This is a genomic window from Paenibacillus sp. FSL F4-0122 (genome assembly GCF_038002845.1).
Lineage (GTDB): Bacteria > Bacillota > Bacilli > Paenibacillales > Paenibacillaceae > Paenibacillus_AQ > Paenibacillus_AQ odorifer.
This window is the reverse complement of record NZ_JBBODI010000001.1, coordinates 2,968,022-2,987,334: the sequence shown is the minus strand read 5'-3', so window position 1 is coordinate 2,987,334 and position 19,313 is coordinate 2,968,022. Positions and strand designations below refer to the sequence as shown.

27 protein-coding genes are annotated in these 19,313 nt (G+C 44.6%); all 27 read right to left on the bottom strand.

All coding sequences use genetic code 11. The features are described from left to right. Nucleotides 1-9 precede the first annotated feature (9 nt). The 27 genes from rpmD to rpoC all read right to left on the bottom strand — a co-directional run bounded on the left by rpmD (nucleotide 10) and on the right by rpoC (nucleotide 19,293). On the bottom strand, nucleotides 10-195 hold the full coding sequence (rpmD, locus tag MHH49_RS12765; protein WP_036680567.1) for a 50S ribosomal protein L30: 186 nt from the start codon (nucleotides 193-195) through the stop codon (nucleotides 10-12). A 14-nt stretch (nucleotides 196-209) separates the two neighbouring features. Beyond that, nucleotides 210-707: a 30S ribosomal protein S5 gene (gene rpsE / locus MHH49_RS12760; protein WP_036652980.1), complete on the bottom strand. Its 498-nt coding sequence runs from the start codon at nucleotides 705-707 to the stop codon at nucleotides 210-212. A gap of 27 nt (nucleotides 708-734) precedes the next feature. After that, a complete protein-coding gene (gene rplR / locus MHH49_RS12755) occupies nucleotides 735-1,103 on the bottom strand; it encodes a 50S ribosomal protein L18 (RefSeq protein WP_036680564.1) in 369 nt (122 codons plus the stop codon). Nucleotides 1,104-1,187: 84 nt separating this feature from the next. Next, nucleotides 1,188-1,730 carry a 50S ribosomal protein L6 gene (gene rplF / locus MHH49_RS12750; RefSeq protein WP_036680562.1) on the bottom strand — a complete coding sequence of 181 codons (543 nt, stop codon included), beginning with the start codon at nucleotides 1,728-1,730 and terminating at the stop codon, nucleotides 1,188-1,190. Between the two features lie 30 nt (nucleotides 1,731-1,760). Then, entirely contained in the window at nucleotides 1,761-2,159 is a 399-nt protein-coding gene (gene rpsH, locus MHH49_RS12745; RefSeq protein WP_036680560.1) for a 30S ribosomal protein S8, read from the bottom strand. 32 nt (nucleotides 2,160-2,191) lie between these two features. Further along, a complete protein-coding gene (locus MHH49_RS12740; RefSeq protein WP_013312154.1) occupies nucleotides 2,192-2,377 on the bottom strand; it encodes a type Z 30S ribosomal protein S14 in 186 nt (61 codons plus the stop codon). Nucleotides 2,378-2,426: 49 nt separating this feature from the next. Beyond that, nucleotides 2,427-2,969: a 50S ribosomal protein L5 gene (rplE, locus tag MHH49_RS12735; protein ID WP_036680558.1), complete on the bottom strand. Its 543-nt coding sequence runs from the start codon at nucleotides 2,967-2,969 to the stop codon at nucleotides 2,427-2,429. 31 nt (nucleotides 2,970-3,000) lie between these two features. Further along, nucleotides 3,001-3,354: a 50S ribosomal protein L24 gene (gene rplX / locus MHH49_RS12730; RefSeq protein ID WP_076099615.1), complete on the bottom strand. Its 354-nt coding sequence runs from the start codon at nucleotides 3,352-3,354 to the stop codon at nucleotides 3,001-3,003. 48 nt (nucleotides 3,355-3,402) lie between these two features. Next, nucleotides 3,403-3,771 carry a 50S ribosomal protein L14 gene (gene rplN / locus MHH49_RS12725; RefSeq protein ID WP_036680556.1) on the bottom strand — a complete coding sequence of 123 codons (369 nt, stop codon included), beginning with the start codon at nucleotides 3,769-3,771 and terminating at the stop codon, nucleotides 3,403-3,405. Between the two features lie 38 nt (nucleotides 3,772-3,809). Next, the gene (rpsQ, locus tag MHH49_RS12720) at nucleotides 3,810-4,076 is read right to left on the bottom strand and encodes a 30S ribosomal protein S17 (RefSeq protein ID WP_036680554.1); all 267 of its coding nucleotides are present in this window, start codon (nucleotides 4,074-4,076) and stop codon (nucleotides 3,810-3,812) included. Between the two features lie 43 nt (nucleotides 4,077-4,119). Continuing rightward, the gene (rpmC, locus tag MHH49_RS12715; protein ID WP_019908232.1) at nucleotides 4,120-4,317 is read right to left on the bottom strand and encodes a 50S ribosomal protein L29; all 198 of its coding nucleotides are present in this window, start codon (nucleotides 4,315-4,317) and stop codon (nucleotides 4,120-4,122) included. Next, the gene (gene rplP, locus MHH49_RS12710; protein ID WP_036680552.1) at nucleotides 4,307-4,741 is read right to left on the bottom strand and encodes a 50S ribosomal protein L16; all 435 of its coding nucleotides are present in this window, start codon (nucleotides 4,739-4,741) and stop codon (nucleotides 4,307-4,309) included. Before rplP ends, rpmC begins: the two co-directional genes overlap by 11 nt. Before the next feature lie 2 nt (nucleotides 4,742-4,743). Continuing rightward, nucleotides 4,744-5,409: a 30S ribosomal protein S3 gene (gene rpsC / locus MHH49_RS12705; protein ID WP_038573452.1), complete on the bottom strand. Its 666-nt coding sequence runs from the start codon at nucleotides 5,407-5,409 to the stop codon at nucleotides 4,744-4,746. Between the two features lie 13 nt (nucleotides 5,410-5,422). Then, entirely contained in the window at nucleotides 5,423-5,755 is a 333-nt protein-coding gene (rplV, locus tag MHH49_RS12700; protein ID WP_036680546.1) for a 50S ribosomal protein L22, read from the bottom strand. Between the two features lie 33 nt (nucleotides 5,756-5,788). Next, nucleotides 5,789-6,067, bottom strand: a complete 279-nt coding sequence (gene rpsS, locus MHH49_RS12695) for a 30S ribosomal protein S19 (RefSeq protein WP_036652940.1) — start codon at nucleotides 6,065-6,067, stop codon at nucleotides 5,789-5,791. 76 nt (nucleotides 6,068-6,143) lie between these two features. Continuing rightward, entirely contained in the window at nucleotides 6,144-6,974 is an 831-nt protein-coding gene (gene rplB / locus MHH49_RS12690) for a 50S ribosomal protein L2 (RefSeq protein WP_036680541.1), read from the bottom strand. Nucleotides 6,975-7,003: 29 nt separating this feature from the next. Beyond that, a complete protein-coding gene (gene rplW, locus MHH49_RS12685; RefSeq protein WP_036680537.1) occupies nucleotides 7,004-7,297 on the bottom strand; it encodes a 50S ribosomal protein L23 in 294 nt (97 codons plus the stop codon). Then, a complete protein-coding gene (rplD, locus tag MHH49_RS12680) occupies nucleotides 7,297-7,920 on the bottom strand; it encodes a 50S ribosomal protein L4 (protein WP_036680536.1) in 624 nt (207 codons plus the stop codon). Before rplD ends, rplW begins: the two co-directional genes overlap by 1 nt. A gap of 25 nt (nucleotides 7,921-7,945) precedes the next feature. Beyond that, nucleotides 7,946-8,569, bottom strand: a complete 624-nt coding sequence (gene rplC / locus MHH49_RS12675) for a 50S ribosomal protein L3 (protein WP_036680532.1) — start codon at nucleotides 8,567-8,569, stop codon at nucleotides 7,946-7,948. Nucleotides 8,570-8,611: 42 nt separating this feature from the next. After that, nucleotides 8,612-8,920 carry a 30S ribosomal protein S10 gene (gene rpsJ / locus MHH49_RS12670; RefSeq protein ID WP_017692074.1) on the bottom strand — a complete coding sequence of 103 codons (309 nt, stop codon included), beginning with the start codon at nucleotides 8,918-8,920 and terminating at the stop codon, nucleotides 8,612-8,614. Nucleotides 8,921-9,145: 225 nt separating this feature from the next. Next, nucleotides 9,146-10,495, bottom strand: a complete 1,350-nt coding sequence (locus MHH49_RS12665) for a globin-coupled sensor protein (RefSeq protein ID WP_076130018.1) — start codon at nucleotides 10,493-10,495, stop codon at nucleotides 9,146-9,148. 259 nt (nucleotides 10,496-10,754) lie between these two features. Continuing rightward, nucleotides 10,755-11,945: an elongation factor Tu gene (gene tuf, locus MHH49_RS12660; RefSeq protein ID WP_036680523.1), complete on the bottom strand. Its 1,191-nt coding sequence runs from the start codon at nucleotides 11,943-11,945 to the stop codon at nucleotides 10,755-10,757. A 109-nt stretch (nucleotides 11,946-12,054) separates the two neighbouring features. Continuing rightward, entirely contained in the window at nucleotides 12,055-14,133 is a 2,079-nt protein-coding gene (fusA, locus tag MHH49_RS12655) for an elongation factor G (protein WP_036680521.1), read from the bottom strand. Between the two features lie 47 nt (nucleotides 14,134-14,180). Beyond that, nucleotides 14,181-14,651 carry a 30S ribosomal protein S7 gene (gene rpsG, locus MHH49_RS12650; RefSeq protein WP_036680520.1) on the bottom strand — a complete coding sequence of 157 codons (471 nt, stop codon included), beginning with the start codon at nucleotides 14,649-14,651 and terminating at the stop codon, nucleotides 14,181-14,183. Between the two features lie 45 nt (nucleotides 14,652-14,696). Further along, complete coding sequence (rpsL, locus tag MHH49_RS12645; RefSeq protein ID WP_036680518.1) at nucleotides 14,697-15,116, bottom strand: 30S ribosomal protein S12; 420 nt, start codon at nucleotides 15,114-15,116, stop codon at nucleotides 14,697-14,699. Between the two features lie 133 nt (nucleotides 15,117-15,249). Next, on the bottom strand, nucleotides 15,250-15,501 hold the full coding sequence (locus tag MHH49_RS12640) for a ribosomal L7Ae/L30e/S12e/Gadd45 family protein (protein WP_038573459.1): 252 nt from the start codon (nucleotides 15,499-15,501) through the stop codon (nucleotides 15,250-15,252). 180 nt (nucleotides 15,502-15,681) lie between these two features. Further along, nucleotides 15,682-19,293, bottom strand: coding sequence for a DNA-directed RNA polymerase subunit beta' (gene rpoC, locus MHH49_RS12635; RefSeq protein WP_076130019.1), 3,612 nt, complete (start codon nucleotides 19,291-19,293; stop codon nucleotides 15,682-15,684). Between the last annotated feature and the right edge of the window lie 20 nt (nucleotides 19,294-19,313).

Here is a 19,313-nt window from a genome sequence, read left to right as displayed (position 1 = left end):
GCGAGGCGTTTAGCCTTCAATTTCAGTTACAGATAGCAAGTGACTCACTTTATTGATCATTCCGCGAATTGCAGGACTGTCATTGTGAACCACTGTCGTGTTGAGTTTACGCAGGCCGAGCGTCTTAACAGTAACACGTTGTGTTTCTGGACGTCCGATTACACTACGTACGAGGGTAATTTGCAATTTTGCCATTGACGTTCCCCTCCTTAACCGCGCAATTCTTCGACAGATTTGCCGCGAAGTTTCGCGACCTCTTCAATGCGTTTCAGACGGGAAAGTCCCTCCAAAGTTGCATTGACCATGTTCATGGAATTCGAAGAACCCAGTGATTTTGTCAAAATGTCGCCAACGCCTGCCAATTCCAATACCGCACGAACTGGACCGCCAGCGATAACGCCAGTACCCTCTGATGCTGGTTTCAACAACACGCGTCCTGCGCCGAAGTGTCCAGTAACGAGATGGGGAATCGAAGTTCCTACGATTGGGATGTGAATCAGGTTTTTCTTGGCGTCTTCAATGCCTTTACGGATGGCATCCGGAACTTCGCCGGCTTTACCGATACCAGCACCGACGTAGCCGTTGCCGTCGCCCACAACAACAAGTGCACTAAAGCTGAAACGGCGTCCGCCTTTTACAACTTTTGCAACACGGTTAATGTGTACAACTCTTTCTGTCAGTTCTAAACTGTTCGGATCTACACGCAAGTCGTTAACCTCCTTTTAAGAATTATTCTAGAATTCAAGACCAGCTTCACGAGCTGCATCAGCCAATGCTTGAATCCGTCCATGGTACAAGTAACCTCCGCGGTCGAATACGACCACTGCATATCCTTTTTCTTTGGCACGCTCAGCGACTAATTGGCCAACTTTCGCTGCAGCTTCAACGCTACCGCCATTACCGATATTAGCGCTCAGATCTTTATCAAGTGTAGAAGCGGATACGATAGTAACCCCTTTAACATCATCGATCAGTTGAGCGTAGATGTGTTTCGAAGAACGGAATACGTTCAAACGTGGACGCTCAGTAGTTCCCTGGATCTTCTTACGAACACGCAGGTGTCTTTTGAGACGAGCCTTGTTTTTATCTTCTTTTGTAATCATGACTTCCCTTTCACTCCCTTCAGTTTGCCGTAAACAGCTTCACTTTAAGATGCACGGGGTATCTTACAATTAAGTTTAAACTGGTTATTTCTTCTTACCAGCTTTACCTTCTTTGCGGATGATACGCTCGCCTTCATATTTGATACCTTTACCTTTATACGGTTCTGGTTCACGAACGGAACGGATTTTAGCAGCGTATGCGCCAACGCGTTCTTTATCGATACCTTTAACGATGATCTTCGTGTTCGCAGGAACTTCGAACTCGATACCAGCTTCCGGTGTAATTTCAACCGGGTGGGAATAACCAACGTTCAGAACGATTTTATCTCCGGATTTGCTTGCACGATATCCGACCCCAACCAGTTCCAGAGATTTCGAGAAACCTTCAGTCACACCTGCTACCATGTTGTTGACAACGGAGCGGGTTGTGCCGTGAAGTGAACGATGCAATTTGTTATCCGACGGGCGAACAACGGTAATTTCGTTATTTTCAACTGTAACCTTCATGTCTTTATGAAGCTCACGAGTCAAAGAACCTTTTGGACCTTTTACTGTAATAACGGCGTTGTCCAAAGTGACATCTACACCGCTAGGTACTGCGATTGGTTTGCGACCAATACGAGACATGTGTTGCACCTCCTTATCTTGTGACGTTTATTACCAAATGTAGCAGACAACTTCTCCGCCAGATTTTGATTGACGAGCTTCTTTGTCGGTCATAACTCCCTTAGATGTGGAGATAATCGCGATTCCTAGACCACCGAGTACACGAGGCACTTCATTGCTCTTCGTGTATACGCGAAGGCCTGGTTTACTGATTCTTTTCAAACCAGAAATAACACGCTCTTGGTTAGGGCCGTATTTCAAGAAGATACGGATAATCCCTTGTTTGCTATCTTCAACGAATTCCGCATCGCGGATGAAACCTTCACGCTTCAAAATGTCAGCGATTTGTTTCTTCATAGTAGAAGCAGGCATTTCTACCGTCTCGTGACGCACAATGTTAGCGTTACGAATACGAGTAAGCATATCTGCAATAGGATCAGACATAGTCATGTGTGTAAACCTCCTTCCCGTTTATAAACTTCTTACCAACTTGCTTTTTTCACGCCAGGGATCTGGCCTTTATAAGCTAATTCACGGAAACAAATTCTGCAAATTTTGAACTTTTGCAGTACCGAATGTGGACGACCACAACGTTCGCAACGTGTATATGCACGTACTTTAAACTTAGGCGTACGTTGTTGTTTAACTTTCATCGAAGTTTTTGCCACTTAGCCTGACACCTCCTAAACATTTTCGGAGAAAATGGATTAACCGACTTTATTTTGCGAAAGGCATTCCCAGCTGACCCAGCAGCTCGCGGGATTCCTCGTCCGTCTTAGCAGTCGTTACAATAACGATGTCCATACCGCGGACTTTATCCACTTTGTCATATTCGATCTCGGGGAAGATCAATTGTTCTTTAAGACCAAGTGTGTAGTTACCACGGCCATCAAAGGCTTTAGTGGAAACACCACGGAAGTCACGTACACGTGGAAGTGTTACGTTGAACAATTTGTCCAAGAAGTAATACATACGCTCTCCGCGCAGTGTTACTTTAACCCCAATCGGCATATTTTCGCGTAGTTTGAAACCAGCGATGGATTTTTTAGCTTTAGTGATTACTGGTTTTTGACCAGCGATCAACTGCATGTCATTAACTGCAGCATCAAGTACTTTGGAGTTTTGAACAGCGTCACCCACACCCATGTTGATGACAACCTTCTCGATCTTAGGCACTTGCATAACAGTTGTATAGTTAAACTTCTGCATCAAAGCAGGTGTAATTTCGTTAAGAAAACGTTCTTTCATTCTTGCTGCCATGAAGATTTAACCTCCTTTCTTAAGGGCTAGATTAGTCGATAATCTCTCCGGATCTTTTAGCAATCCGAACTTTTTTACCATTGTCCAAAACTTTGTAACCGATACGGGTTACTTTGCCGGTCTTCGGATCGATGTGCATTACGTTGGACACATGAATCGAAGCTTCCTGCTCAATAATTCCACCCTGTGGATTCAGCTGGTTCGGCTTTTGGTGTTTTTTCACCATATTGACGCCTTCTACCAGAACGCGGTTTTCACGAGGATAAGCAGCGATGACACGGCCTTTTTTGCCTTTGTCTTTACCACTGATCACAAGCACCACGTCATCTTTCTTCACATGCAGTTTATTGTTATGGGATTCCAGAACTTTTTTCACTCTAGGCATTTATTACACCTCCTATAACTAACCTTCAACTTATTGGTGCCGTGTTTATTAGATAACTTCCGGTGCCAAGGAAACGATCTTCATGTAGTCTTTATCGCGAAGTTCGCGAGCAACTGGTCCAAAGATACGTGTTCCACGAGGGCTTCTGTCGTCTTTAACAACAACAGCTGCATTTTCGTCGAATGCGATGTAAGATCCATCTTTACGACGAACGGAACGTTTCGTACGAACAACTACCGCTCTAACAACATCACCTTTTTTGACAACGCCGCCTGGTGTTGCTTGTTTAACGGAACAAACGATCAAATCACCGATTGCTGCTGTACGGCGTCCAGTACCACCCAGTACGCGGATACACATCAGTTCCTTCGCACCAGAGTTGTCAGCCACATGCAAACGTGTAAATGGTTGAATCATTATAATTTCCTCCTTCCGGAAAAACTCTCTTGATTATCTTAGATGATAACCGCTGCTTCTACCACTTCAACTAGTCTCCAACGTTTGTCCTTAGACAACGGACGAGTTTCCATGAGTTTTACGGTATCGCCAATCTTTGCAACATTTCCCTCATCATGTGCTTTGAATTTCTTCGTAGACTTGATGCGTTTGTGGTACAAATTGTGTTTCTTATAGGTTTCAACAGCAACTACGATGGTTTTATCCATTTTATCACTGACCACTTTACCGATTAGCACTTTACGTGCATTACGTTCTTCACTCATTAGTTAGCCTCCTTCCTGAATACGGATCTGCGATCCGTCTCACTTAACTAATCCCAAGCACTCTTTGATGGATCACGGTTTTAGCACGAGCTATTTCCTTACGCACGTCACGAATCCGAGTTGGGTTGTCCAATTGGCCAGTTGCCAATTGAAAACGGAGATTAAAAAGTTCCTCTTTGAATCCAGCGATCTTTTGTTCAATCTCAGCAGTGGTTAAGTTGCGAAGTTCATTAGCTTTCATTTGCTTCACCACCCAATTCTTCACGTTTCACAAACTTAGTCTTTACAGGCAGCTTGTGAGCGGCAAGACGCATCGCTTCACGAGCGATTTCTTCCGACACGCCTCCGAGTTCGAACATAATCTTGCCCGGTTTAACTACGGCTACCCATTTCTCAACGTTACCTTTACCACTACCCATACGAACCTCGAGAGGCTTTTGAGTAATAGGTTTATCTGGGAAAATCTTGATCCAAACTTGACCGCCACGTTTGATATAACGTGTCATCGCGATACGAGCAGCTTCGATCTGACGGTTAGTGATCCAAGACGGTTCAAGTGCAACCAGGCCGAATTCGCCGAAGTTCAATTCAGTACCGCCTTTTGCCATACCCTTCATGTGTCCGCGTTGTTGCTTGCGGTGTTTTACGCGTTTTGGTACCAACATGATTAGTTGCCTCCTTCCTGAGCAGCTTGTTTCTTAGCTGGGGGAAGAACTTCTCCACGGTAGATCCATACTTTTACGCCGATAAGACCGTAAGTTGTATGTGCTTCAGCCGTTCCGTAATCGATATCGGCACGAAGCGTATGAAGTGGAACTGTTCCTTCGCTATAACCTTCTGAACGAGCAATCTCAGCTCCGCCAAGACGTCCGCCCACTTGAGTTTTAATCCCTTTTGCGCCAGAACGCATAGTTCTTTGAATCGCTTGTTTGAGTGCACGACGGAACGATACACGACGTTCCAATTGTTGAGCAATGCTCTCAGCTACAAGAATTGCATCCAATTCAGGGTGCTTGATTTCATTGATGTTGATGTGTACTTTTTTGCCACCAGCGATTGCTGTAACTGCGCTGCGAAGTACTTCTACTTCTGCTCCGCCTTTACCAATAACCATACCTGGTTTAGCTGTATGAATTGTAACGTTCACGCGGCTAGCCGCTCTTTCGATCTCGATATGGGAAACAGCGGAATCCTTCAATTTGCCTTTAAGGTATTCCCGGATTTTGACGTCTTCCATCAGAAGAGTACCGAAATCTTTTCCTGCATACCATTTAGATTCCCAATCGCGAATAATACCGATTCGGAGTCCGATTGGATTTACCTTTTGACCCACGTGTTATCCCTCCTTATTTCTCAGATACCACCAGTGTAATGTGGCTCGTGCGTTTATTGATCCGACTTGCGCGGCCCATGGCGCGCGGACGGAAACGTTTCATAGTAGGTCCTTGGTTAACGAAAACCTCGCTAACGAACAAACTGTTCACGTCCAAAGAATAGTTATGCTCAGCATTCGCAATTGCCGAATTAAGCAACTTTTCAACGACCGGAGAAGCGGATTTCGGAGTGTGGCGAAGAATAGCAATTGCTTCCCCCACTTGCTTACCACGAATCAAGTCAACAACCAGTTTCGCTTTACGAGCGGAAATTCGCACCGATCTTGCATGTGCTTTTGCTTCCATTGTTTAACCTCCTTTCAAACAGAGACCTTATTATTATCTTCTTGTTTTCTTATCGTCACCCGCGTGGCCTTTGTAAGTACGTGTTGGCGCGAACTCGCCCAACTTGTGACCTACCATATCTTCTGTTACGTATACAGGCACGTGTTTACGGCCGTCATATACACCAAACGTATGTCCGATAAACTGAGGGAAAATGGTTGAGCGACGGGACCAAGTTTTAACAACAACCTTTTTCTCAGCCTCGTTCAGTTCCTCAACTTTTTTAAGCAGGTAGCCATCGATAAACGGCCCCTTCTTTAAACTGCGACCCATGTGTGAATCCTCCCTTCATCCGGTTCTTCAAACCGCGAATCGACGCTTCGCGCTTTATTAACTTGCCAGAAGCGTCTTATTTAGTGCGGCGGCGAACGATATATTTATCAGATGCCTTGTTTTTCTTACGCGTTTTGTAACCAAGGGTTGGTTTGCCCCATGGAGACATTGGCGATTTACGTCCGATTGGAGCGCGACCTTCACCACCACCGTGTGGGTGATCGTTAGGGTTCATTACTACCCCGCGAACTTCAGGACGACGGCCGAGCCAGCGACTACGTCCAGCTTTACCGATTTTGATCAATTCGTGATCTTCGTTACCTACGGAACCGATAGTTGCACGGCATACGCTAAGGATCTTACGAACCTCACCGGATGACAAGCGAACGGAACAGTATTTTTCTTCTTTACCAAGCAATTGAGCTTCTGTACCAGCTGCACGAACCAATTGTCCGCCTTTACCTGGTTTCAACTCAATGTTGTGGATAACTGTACCTACTGGAATGTTCTCCAGTGGAAGACTGTTACCAATTTTGATGTCGGCCGCAGGACCGGACTCTACTTTATCCCCAACTCTTAGACCTTTAGGAGCGATGATATAACGTTTCTCTCCATCAGCATAGTGGATCAAAGCAATATTAGATGTGCGGTTCGGGTCATACTCGATTGTAGCAACGCTACCTGGTATGCCGTCTTTAGTCCGCTTGAAGTCGATAATACGGTATTTACGTTTGTGTCCGCCGCCATGGTGACGAACCGTAATTTTACCTTGGTTGTTGCGTCCCGCATGTTTGAACAGCGGAGAAAGCAACGATTTCTCTGGCTGGTTTGTTGTAATTTCTTCAAACGTAGACACGGACATAGCGCGTCTTGCCGGAGAGGTCGGTTTGTACTTTTTGATTGGCACTGTAGTTCCCTCCTTACTTCAACAGAGTATTATTCTACCGCTTCAAAAAATTCAAGCGGTTTGCTGTCCGGGCTAAGCTTAACGATGGCTTTTTTCCACTCTGGAGTGTAACCAGAATATTTACCATAACGTTTCAGTTTGCCAGGTACGCGCATTGTGTTCACATTAGTTACTTTTACTTTGAAAATAGCCTCGACAGCTTTTTTGATTTCGGTTTTGTTAGCACGGATATCCACTTCAAAAGCGTATTTCATTTCGCTCATGTAGTCGGAAGTACGTTCCGTAATCACTGGACGTTTGATAATATCACGAGGATCTTTCATTACGCGAACACCTCCTCTACCTTCAGAACTGCTTCTTTAGTGATGATCAGTTTGTCGTACGTCAGTACGTCAAGAACATTAATGCCGTCAGCCGCTACGAATTTCACCCCAGGGATGTTACGAGCGGAAAGTGCTACGTTATCATCATAGCTAGTAGCTACGATCAACGCTTTACGATCTACTTTCAGGTTGTTCAAGATTGCTGCGAATTCTTTCGTCTTCGGAGCATTCATTGTCAAGCTATCCAATACGATAATGTCATTCTCGAGTACTTTCGAGGACAAAGCGGATTTGATCGCCAAACGACGAACCTTCTTAGGCAGTTTCCAGGAATAGCTACGTGGTGTTGGTCCGAAGACAACGCCGCCGCCTTTCCATTGTGGAGAACGAATGGAGCCTTGACGAGCGCGACCTGTACCTTTTTGTTTCCAAGGTTTACGTCCACCGCCACGAACTTCAGAACGTCCTTTTACTTTGTGTGTACCACGACGTAGGGAAGCTCTTTGCATAAGCGCAGCTTCATGTAGAACGTGCTCATTCGGTTCAATACCGAACACTGTATCGCTCAGTTCCACTTCACCAACTTCGTTGCCACTAATATTAAAAAGTGTTACTTTTGGCATTTCATGTTCCTCCTTTCTTCAATAATTATTTCTTAACGGTTTGTTTAACTTTCACGAAGCTGTTTTTAGGACCTGGGATAGCGCCTTTAACCAGCAATACGTTACGTTCAACATCAACCTTGATAATTTCAAGCTTTTGAACCGTAATAGTCGTGTGACCCATATGTCCTGGAAGGCGTTTGCCCTTAGGAACACGGTTAGCTTGGATAGAACCCATGGAACCCGGTCTTCTGTGGTAACGCGATCCGTGTGCCATTGGTCCGCGGCTTTGCCCCCAACGTTTGATGTTACCTTGGAAACCTTTACCTTTAGATGTACCAGTTACGTCAACAAATTCGCCCTCAGCAAAGATATCAGCCTTCAGCTCTTGTCCAACCTCGAGAGACCCGAGATCAACACCGCGAATTTCACGAACGTAGCGCTTAGGTGTTGCATTTGCCTTTTTGGCGTGACCCTGTTCAGGCTTATTGGAGCGTTTTTCTTTTTTATCAGAAAAGCCCAATTGCACTGCTTCATATCCGTCGATATTCAGGTCTTTCTTTTGCAGTACTACACAAGGTCCTGCTTCGATAACAGTAACAGGAATTACGTTACCTTCTGGAGTAAACACTTGAGTCATACCGAGTTTTTTTCCTAAGATACCTTTCAATGTTGACACCTCTTTTCTTTTCCTAAGTTACTTAAAATAGAATTACAATTTGATTTCGATATCTACACCGGACGGTAGATCCAAGCGCATCAAGGCATCCACAGTTTGTGGTGTTGGGTTCACAATATCGATCAAACGTTTGTGAGTCCGTTGTTCAAACTGTTCACGGGAATCCTTGTACTTGTGTACCGCTCGGAGAATAGTAATGATTTGCTTCTCAGTTGGTAACGGAATCGGCCCGGACACACCTGCACCCGAACGTTTTGCTGTTTCAACAATCTTCTCAGCGGATTGATCAAGAATTCTGTGGTCGTATGCTTTCAAGCGAATACGAATTTTTTGCTTTGCCATTTTAGTCCCTCCTTCTATCGCCCAATTTGGTATCGGACATACTCCGTGAAAATTTTCTGACCTCGTCCCCATGGCAAAGGGGCCGGGTGTGTCAGTAACCTCTCACATCATCGCAACGTCTCAGAACAACATTTATTATTATATATAATAGGCAGCAGTATTGCAAGCGAAAATAGAAAAACAACGCATATTTTTTTCATGCGCTGTTCTTCTACTATATATATGTTAAAGATTCTCTGTGGCAGACTTAAAAAACTCTGCGGAGGAAGCAGTCTGAGCCGTTGCTGTTCCGATCCCCTCAATGGTTTGGATTAAGGTTCTTATTTCTTCTTCCACTATTACAATCTCCTGTGTACTGCTACGCATAGCGTCTACAATATCAGAGAACAAAAGACTAGTCTCGACCGATTGGTGCTTCCCATTCTTAGTTAACTCCTGCACCTTACGAATCTCTTCTACAACCTGCTGAGTGAGTAGACCAGATTTATTTGTTAGCTCTACGATCTGAATTACAGTACTCTTAGTATCCTCTGCAAGTCGGCTAACTTCTTGAGCAACCACACTAAAACCTCTACCATGCTCACCGGCTCTAGCGGCTTCAATCGTTGCATTAAGTGAGAGGATTTTAGTCTGATCGGCAATTTCCCTTACTGAGTTCACAATTTTTTGAATTTGCTTAGAGGAATCGCTTAACTCAATGATCGAGTCTTCCATCTCACTGGTGGTCTGATATATAAGATTAATTTGCTCAGTCAAATCACCCAAGTGTTCATGCCCATCTGTAGCTAATCCCTGTGACTCCAGGGCGGATGCAGCCGTACGTTGGAATGTTCTACTTACTTCATTGCTGCTTGCCACTAGCTGCTTCACAGCAGCATTAGTATCGATGCTATAATCTATCAATTCAACGCTAAACTCTGAAATTTTTTGTTTTAATTCATTTTTCACCAATAGATATTGCTCTTCCTTCTCTTTTATGTTCTCCTTCTCATATTCTTCTAGAACCAGCTGCTGCTCAAGGTTAAGGAGTTTGGTCACGGTCTGAACCACTCGAAGGCGTGTATTATCATCGTTTGTTTCATTATATATAACGCGTATAAATACGTTCTGAAGATTCTGAAAAGCAGATAAGTACCATTTGGGCTCAAGCCCTACTTTTTTATGAATATTAGCGATCATTAGACGCTTTGCTATGTACTCATCATCAACTTTTCCATTAAAAATCTCTAGAATATGCCCACGAAGAGTAGTTTTTAACCTGTCTATACTGCTATGCTCTAAAATAATAGCTTCAAGTTTATTTACGCCTAATACCGAATTGTAAAATTGATCAATGATATAGTCTATATTCTGCTCAACAACAGGTTTCACCCTGCGTAGTAAGTTCAAATCTGCTTCAGTTAGATCAATCATTCTCATCTGCTCGTTAAGCTCACCATGTCCATCCAGCTTATGAAAAGACTCTGCCACAGAATGATTCTGATCCTTGAAGTCTAAGGAATGAGAGGCAGGAGAATCCACATTATTATTACGTGCAGTTAACGCATGCATGAAGGAAAAAGGACATTTCCCCATATTACCACTCTCCCACAATTCCTATTATTTTACATTATTATTCCTCCTTCATTTTACTCTATCATTAGTATAATTGTAAACAATTGATTGTTGTAATTTGACGAATTATGTAGAAAAAGATCATATTGTTATGCTTTATTATCAATTGGTGTCGAATAATACATTATTCTCAGAAAAAACAAAAAAGCCCCTGATTCTCCGCAAGAAGAATCAGGGGTGTTTGTAATTCGGAATCTACCCGCAGATAGAAGTCGAATTATTATTTTTGGATAGAAGCTACGCTACCAGCACCAACTGTACGGCCACCTTCGCGAATGGAGAATTTAGTACCTTCTTCAATAGCGATTGGGGAGATCAGTTGTACGGTTACGGAGATGTTATCACCAGGCATAACCATTTCAGTACCTTCTGGCAAGTTGATGATACCAGTTACGTCAGTTGTACGGAAGTAGAACTGTGGACGGTATCCAGTGAAGAAAGGCTTGTGACGGCCACCTTCTTCTTTTGTCAGAACGTAAATTTGAGCAGTGAACTCAGTGTGTGGTTTAACGGAGTTCGGCTTAGCCAATACTTGGCCACGCTCGATCATGTTACGGTCAACACCACGAAGCAATGCTCCGATGTTGTCCCCAGCTTGAGCGGAATCCAGCAATTTACGGAACATTTCTACGCCCGTAACTACGGATTTCTTAGTATCTTCGTGAATACCAACGATTTCGATTTCTTCTCCGACTTTAACTGTTCCGCGTTCTACGCGACCAGTTGCCACAGTACCGCGGCCAGTGATGGAGAATACGTCTTCGACAGGCATCAAGAAAGGCTTGTCAGTTTGACGCTCAGGAAGTGGAATGTACTCATCGATTGTTTCAAACATTTCGATGATTTTTTTAGCGTAATCGCCATCTGGGTTTTGCAGAGCTTCACGAGCAGAACCACGGATGATTGGAGTATCGTCGCCTGGGAAGTCATACTCGCTAAGCAAGTCGCGAACTTCCATTTCAACCAATTCCAACAACTCTTCGTCTTCAACCATGTCGCATTTGTTCAAGAAGACAACGATGTAAGGAACGCCTACTTGACGGGACAACAGGATGTGCTCGCGAGTTTGTGGCATTGGGCCATCAGCTGCGGATACAACCAGGATAGCTCCGTCCATTTGCGCTGCGCCAGTGATCATGTTTTTAACATAGTCGGCGTGACCAGGGCAGTCTACGTGAGCGTAGTGACGGTTAGGAGTTTCATATTCAACGTGGGAAGTGGAGATTGTGATACCACGTTCGCGCTCTTCAGGAGCTTTGTCGATTTGATCGAATGCGATAGCTGCGCCACCGTAAGTTTTGGACAATACAGTAGTGATTGCAGCAGTCAGAGTCGTTTTACCATGGTCGACGTGACCAATAGTACCGATGTTAACGTGCGGTTTGTTACGTTCAAACTTTGCCTTTGCCATTTGAACAGTTCCTCCTTAATGTGGGGTTCCTTATATTTGAGCCGCCCGCATACCTGTAATCTTAGATGACTGAGTGTTTATACCCGGGACGGCAAGTTAAAACTGGTAATTATTCAGCGCCTTTGTTCTTTGCAGCGATCTCTTCCGCAATGGATTTAGGAACTTCTTCATAGTGAGAAAGCTCCATTGAGAATACGCCACGTCCTTGTGTACCAGAACGAAGTGTTGTAGAGTATCCGAACATTTCGGAAAGAGGCACCTTAGCACGGATAATTTGCGCTCCACCACGGGAATCCATACCTTCGATACGGCCACGGCGGGAGTTCAGCATACCCATTACATCACCCATATATTCCTCAGGAACAGTTACTTCTACTTTCATGATTGGCTCAAGCAGGACAGGCTTACACTTGTCTTTAGCTGCTTTGAGTGCCATCGAACCGGCAATTTTAAATGCCATTTCGTTGGAATCGACATCATGATAAGAACCATCTACGATGGTAGCTTTAACGTCTACTAGCGGGAAGCCAGCAAGTACGCCGTTTTTCATTTGTTCTTCAATACCCGCAAGTGCAGGAGCGATGTACTCTCTAGGAACCGAGCCACCAACAACTTTACTTTCGAATTTGCTACCAGTACCTGGTTCGAGGGGTTCAAACTCAACCCATACGTGACCGTATTGACCACGACCACCAGATTGGCGTACAAATTTACCTTCGACGCGAGCAGGTGCCTTGAACGTTTCGCGGTAAGCAACCTGTGGTTTACCCACATTGGTTTCTACTTTGAACTCACGACGCATACGGTCGATGATGATGTCCAAGTGAAGTTCACCCATACCAGCCAGGATTGTTTGGCCTGTTTCTTCATCAGTGTGAGCACGAAGAGTTGGATCCTCTTCAGTCAACTTTCCGAGAGCAACGCCCATTTTATCTTGGTCAGCTTTAGTTTTTGGTTCAACAGCGATCTCGATAACTGGATCAGGGAAGTTCATTGATTCCAGAATTACTGGATTCTTCTCATCACACAGTGTATCACCTGTACTGGTATCTTTCAAACCAACAGCAGCTGCGATGTCGCCAGAATACACGATGGAAATTTCTTGACGGCTGTTCGCATGCATTTGAAGGATACGACCAATACGTTCACGCTTGTTCTTAGTTGCATTAACTACGTATGATCCGGACTCAAGTACGCCTGAGTAAACACGGAAGAACGTAAGTTTACCAACATAAGGGTCTGTCATAATTTTAAATGCCAAAGCTGCAAACGGCTCTTCATCCGAAGAGTGACGAACAGCTTCTGTACCGTCATCAAGATGTCCAGTAATAGCTGGAACGTCAAGAGGAGATGGCAAGTAATCAACAACAGCATCCAGCATAAGCTGAATCCCTTTGTTTCGGTAGGAAGATCCAGCAATTACAGGGAACAATTTAACTTCAACTACGCCTTTGCGAATTGCAGCTTTAATTTCCGGAATTGTAATTTCTTCGCCTTCCAAATACTTCATAGTCAGATCCTCATCAAGTTCAGCAACTTTCTCGATCAACTCGAGACGCAGCTCCTCAACTTTGGCCAAATATTCTTCCGGAATATCCGTTACTTCGATGTTTTGGCCCAGATCATCTCTGAACATGTGTGCTTTTTGCTCAACTAGGTCGATAATACCAGTGAAATCACTTTCTGCACCAATTGGCAATTGAATAGCAACTGCATTGGCTTGAAGGCGATCACGCATAGTTTCGATTACGTTAAGGAAATCCGCACCGATAATGTCCATTTTGTTTACATATGCAATCCGGGGAACGTTATAACGGTCAGCCTGTCTCCATACGGTTTCAGACTGAGGCTCAACGCCCTCTTTTGCACTAAATACACCAACTGCCCCATCCAATACACGCAGGGAACGTTCAACTTCAACAGTGAAGTCAACGTGTCCTGGGGTATCAATGATATTGATGCGGTGACCTTTCCACGCAGCAGTCGTAGCAGCGGACGTAATCGTGATTCCGCGCTCTTGTTCTTGCTCCATCCAGTCCATTGTAGCAGCACCCTCGTGAACTTCACCGATTTTGTGCGTACGGCCTGTATAGAAAAGAATCCGCTCTGTGGTAGTTGTTTTACCAGCATCAATATGCGCCATGATCCCGATGTTACGTGTATTTTTTAAGGAGAACTCTCTAGCCATGAAATGGATCTCCCTTCAAAATATAAGTTATTTGAATGACCTTTATCCTACCAACGGTAGTGAGCGAACGCTTTGTTTGCTTCAGCCATTTTGTGTGTATCTTCACGTTTCTTAACAGAAGCGCCTGTGTTGTTGGAAGCGTCGATGATCTCAGCCGCCAAACGCTCTTCCATAGTCTTCTCACCGCGGTTGCGAGAGTAGTTTACGAGCCAACGTAATCCCAGAGCAGTACGTCTCTCTGGTTTAACCTCGATAGGTACTTGATAGTTAGCACCACCGACACGACGAGCTTTGACTTCCAAAACCGGCATGATATTCTTGATGGCAGCTTCGAAAACTTCCATCGGATCTTTACCCGTACGTTCTTCAATCAATTTGAATGAATTGTACAGAATGCTTTGAGCGACACCTCTTTTACCACCCAGCATAATGCGGTTAATCAAACGAGTAACCAACTTGCTATTATACAACGGATCTGGCAATACGTCTCTCTTTGTAACTGGACCTTTGCGTGGCATGGATATCCCCCTTTCTTAAATGTTTATTATTCAGATATTGTTATCTTACTTCTTAGCTTTAGGACGTTTTGCACCGTATTTAGAACGAGCTTGCATCCGGTTAGCTACACCTGCTGTATCCAAAGCACCACGAACGATATGGTAACGAACCCCTGCAAGGTCCTTTACTTTACCTCCGCGAAGTAATACAACACTGTGCTCTTGTAAGTTATGTCCGATACCCGGGATATAAGCTGTTACCTCGAGACGGTTCGTCAAACGAACACGGGCATATTTACGAAGCGCTGAGTTTGGTTTACGTGGAGTCATTGTGCCTACACGAGTGCACACACCGCGTTTTTGCGGAGCGCTCAAATTTGTAGCCTCACGCTTGAGGGCGTTATACCCTTTTTGAAGAGCGGGAGATTTAGATTTTTCGATTTTGGCTTGACGGCCTTTACGAACCAATTGGTTAATTGTTGGCATGTTGTTGCCACCCCCTTCCTGAAATGATAGTCGATTTAAGAACTCTAAGCCCACAGACCCAGGCGGTTCATAAAAAGACAAATGAAAAGTTCTTGCCGCTGGTGTTCACCCCAGTACAAAAACATTTCTGTAGCTATTGTTTTAAGACGGCTGCCATCGCAGCGCCAACTTCTATTCCGCAGGCCTTGCCCAAATTCAGCATCGTATCCACATATGTGATCTTAACACCTTGTTTGTTACAAAGCAAAACTATCCTGGAAGTAAGCCTTTGATCTCCGTCCTCTGCCACATAGACTTCTGCGGCTAGGCCCAACTCTACCGCCTTGACGGTTTGTTTGGTACCGATCTTGACCTGAGCATCCTGTAGTCCTCTATCATCAGTCATTCTCTTTACCTCCAATGAACAAGGATAACATGGCTACTCACGCACCTTAGACATTTTAGCATTATCAATAGATGGTGTCAAGAAATTCAGCAACAATTTTTATAGAAATTATACACAGCAGAACACTCATGCCACACCTATGAGTAGGTATGACATGAGCACACTACCATGATTGCTAATTTATTCAGCAGGAACCGTCTCTAAAGATTCAAGTTCGCTTTCTGCATTTGGATCACTTAGCTTAACGTTACGGTAACGGTTCATCCCAGTACCTGCAGGAATCAACTTACCGATAATAACATTTTCTTTAAGTCCAAGCAACTTATCTACTTTACCTTTGATAGCAGCGTCTGTTAGGACACGAGTAGTTTCTTGGAATGATGCAGCTGACAAGAAGGAATCAGTTTCAAGAGACGCCTTGGTAATACCGAGCAAGACTGGTTTAGCAACAGCAGGCTCTTTACCAGACAAGATAGCTTCCTTGTTAGCACCTTCGTACTCATGAATATCCGCAAATGCACCTGGCAACAGACTTGTGTCACCTGCGTCAATGATACGGATCTTCCGAAGCATTTGCTTGATCATAACTTCAATGTGCTTATCATTGATCTCAACGCCTTGGTTACGGTATACACGCTGTACTTCTTGCAGAATGTAGTTTTGTACCCCACGGATCCCTTTGATACGCAGCATTTCTTTAGGGTCAATCGAACCGTCTGTCAGCTCATCGCCGGCTTCGATTTCTTGGCCTTCGCTAACACGTAGACGTGAACCATAAGTAATGGAATAAGTCTTGGATTCTGCTTCACCTTGAACCTCGATTTCGCGACGGTCTTTGGTTTCACGGATTTCCTTGATTACGCCATCGATCTCACTGATTGTAGCTTGACCTTTAGGGTTACGAGCTTCAAACAACTCCTGAATACGCGGCAAACCTTGAGTGATGTCATCACCGGCAACACCGCCGGTATGGAACGTACGCATTGTAAGCTGGGTTCCTGGTTCACCGATAGATTGTGCGGCAATAATACCAACTGCTTCACCAATCTCAACGTGTTTACCAGTTGCCAAGTTACGTCCGTAACATTTCTTACAAACACCATGACGGGCACGGCAGCTCAGTACAGAACGAATTTGCAGCTTAGTTACACCTGCGTTTACAATTGCCTCCGCTTTATCGGAGTCAATCAAATCATTGCGGTGAACAATGATTTCGCCTGTTTCTGGGTGACGAACAGTTTCGAAGCAGTAACGACCTTCAATACGGTCATACAGATCTTCGATAACTTCTTTACCATCCTGAATACGACTAACTGTGAAGCCTTTATCGGTTCCACAATCTTCTTCACGGACAATAACGTCCTGGGCAACGTCAACAAGACGACGAGTCAGATACCCTGAGTCAGCGGTACGAAGTGCGGTATCGGCAAGACCTTTACGCGCTCCGTGAGTGGAGATAAAGTACTCCAAGACGGTAAGACCTTCACGGAAGTTCGCCTTGATTGGCAATTCAAAAATCCGACCTGAAGGTGTTGCCATCAGACCACGCATACCACCCAGCTGAGTGATCTGCGATTTGTTACCACGCGCTTTAGAGTCAACCATGAGCATGATAGAGTTGAAACGGTCCATCGACTTAAGCAGGATGTTCGTAAGATCATCCTTAGTCTTCGACCAGATCTCAATAACACGGTCATACCGTTCGTCATTGGTGATCAAACCACGGCGATATTGGTTAGCAACCACATCAACCTTAGCTTCAGACTCTTTCAGGATGGTAACTTTCTCCTCAGGGACAATAACGTCCGACACGGCAACTGTAACACCAGAACGTGTGGAGTAAGTGAATCCGAGTTGTTTAATTTTATCCAAAATCATAGAAGTTTTGGTTGTGTGATAAGTTTCAAAACAACGAGCAATAATCAGACCCAGATATTCTTTACCTACAGCACTGGCTTCTGGAGCGGATTCAATCAGCTCGCGAATGTTCGCGCCTTTTTCGTAGATAAAGTATTTCTCTGGTGTGCCGTGCAGCAAGTTAGTTTTGGTTGCTTCGTTGATATAAGGGAAACTACTTGGGTAGATTTCATTAAAAATGATCTTACCGACCGTAGTAATCAACATTGCATTTTGTTGTTCTTCCGTAAAGCATGTTTTGCCAAGTGCTTTAGCCGGAATAGCAACACGAGCATGAAGTCCTGCAGTTCCGCGTTGGTAAGCTGATACAGCTTCGTTAACGGTACGCAGAATCATACCACTACCCTTTTCTTCCTTGTTATCCATGGTCAAGTAGAAAGTACCAAGGACCATATCCTGGGAAGGTGTTACAACTGGCTTACCGTCTTTAGGGTTCAAGATATTACCAGATGCAAGCATAAGAATGCGTGCTTCCGCTTGAGCTTCTGCAGACAGAGGAACGTGCACCGCCATTTGGTCACCGTCAAAGTCGGCATTGTACGCCGTACATACGAGTGGGTGAAGACGAATAGCGTGACCTTCCACCAAGATCGGTTCAAATGCTTGAATACCGAGACGGTGAAGTGTTGGTGCGCGGTTTAGAAGTACTGGGTGTTCTCTAATTACTTCTTCGAGTACATCCCAAACTTCAGGACTTACGCGTTCAACTTTACGTTTCGCGCTCTTTATGTTGTGGGCAAGACCCTTATTGACCAATTCTTTCATAACAAAAGGCTTGAACAATTCTAACGCCATTTTCTTAGGAAGTCCGCACTGATACATCTTAAGGTACGGTCCTACTACGATAACGGAACGTCCAGAGTAGTCAACCCGTTTACCGAGCAAGTTCTGGCGGAAACGTCCTTGTTTACCTTTCAGCATATGGCTGAGCGATTTAAGCGGACGGTTACCAGGACCGGTTACCGGACGTCCCCGACGGCCGTTATCGATGAGAGCATCGACAGCTTCCTGGAGCATCCGTTTTTCGTTCTGCACGATAATGTCAGGAGCACCGAGATCAAGCAGTCTTTTCAGACGGTTGTTCCGGTTAATAACACGGCGATAGAGATCATTCAAATCAGACGTAGCAAAACGGCCACCATCCAACTGAACCATCGGACGAAGCTCCGGAGGAATAACCGGAAGAACATCCATGATCATCCAATCAGGCTTGTTGCCGGAGTTACGGAATGCTTCAATGACTTCCAGACGTTTGATCGCCCGGTTACGGCGTTGGCCTTGGGCCGTACGCAGTTCTTCTTTGAGGAATTCCAGCTCTTTATCAATGTCGATATCTTGAAGAAGCTTTTTAACAGCTTCAGCACCCATGCCGGCTTGGAAACCGTAACCGTATTTTTCACGGTAGCTACGATATTCTTTTTCGGACAGAAGTTGTTTCTTTTCCAGTGGAGTTTCACCTGGATCCGTTACAACATAAGATGCGAAATAGATAATTTCTTCAAGTGATCTTGGAGACATATCTAGTGCAAGCCCCATGCGGCTTGGGATACCTTTGAAATACCAGATATGAGATACCGGAGCAGCCAATTCAATGTGACCCATACGTTCACGACGAACTTTAGCACGGGTAACCTCAACGCCACAACGGTCGCAGACTACGCCCTTATAACGGACACGTTTGTATTTACCGCAATGACATTCCCAGTCTTTTTGTGGTCCAAAGATACGCTCACAGAAAAGACCCTCTTTTTCCGGTTTCAATGTACGATAGTTAATGGTTTCCGGTTTCTTAACTTCTCCGCGGGACCATGAACGAATCTTCTCCGGAGAAGCGAGTCCGATTTTCATAAATTCAAAATTGTTAACGTCCAACAAGGAGCAACCCTCCTTAACCT